Genomic DNA, 393 nt, shown 5'->3' with positions numbered 1-393 from the left:
CAGCACTCCCACTGCCCCGCCTCGACCAGCCGCGCCACGCCCGGGTGTTGCACCCGCCGCAGCGCCTCCACCTCCCGACCGAAGCTCGCGTCCTCCGGCTGCCGCGCCAGCTTCAGCGCGTACAGCGGCCCCTGGGCCGCGTGCGCCTCTCTCACCGCGTACACGGTGCCGAAGCCGCCCTCCCCTAGCTTGCGCACCACCCGCCAGCGTCCCACCTGCGTGCCCTCCGGCAAGGCCAGCGGCGACAGCACCCGCGGCCTCCCCTCCCGCGAGGCCCTCCTCATGGGCCCGCCTTCCGGCCGCGCACCGCCTGGGGGCCTTCCTCCCCCGGGGGCTGCAACTCCAACCGTTCCCACTTCAAGCCCTGTCTCTTATAAAAATTTGACGAAGCCG

Annotated in this window: 1 pseudogene; it reads right to left on the bottom strand. The window is 72.8% G+C overall.

Annotated elements, in window-relative coordinates:
* Positions 1–251: pseudogene (locus tag HG543_RS54270) on the bottom strand (serine/threonine protein kinase); the annotation flags it as partial.
* Positions 252–393 lie beyond the last annotated feature (142 nt).

Origin of the sequence: Pyxidicoccus fallax (genome assembly GCF_012933655.1) — a bacterium.
GTDB classification, from domain to species: domain Bacteria; phylum Myxococcota; class Myxococcia; order Myxococcales; family Myxococcaceae; genus Myxococcus; species Myxococcus fallax.
Note: the sequence above shows the minus strand (reverse complement) of the source record. Positions and strands in the feature narration are given on the sequence as shown.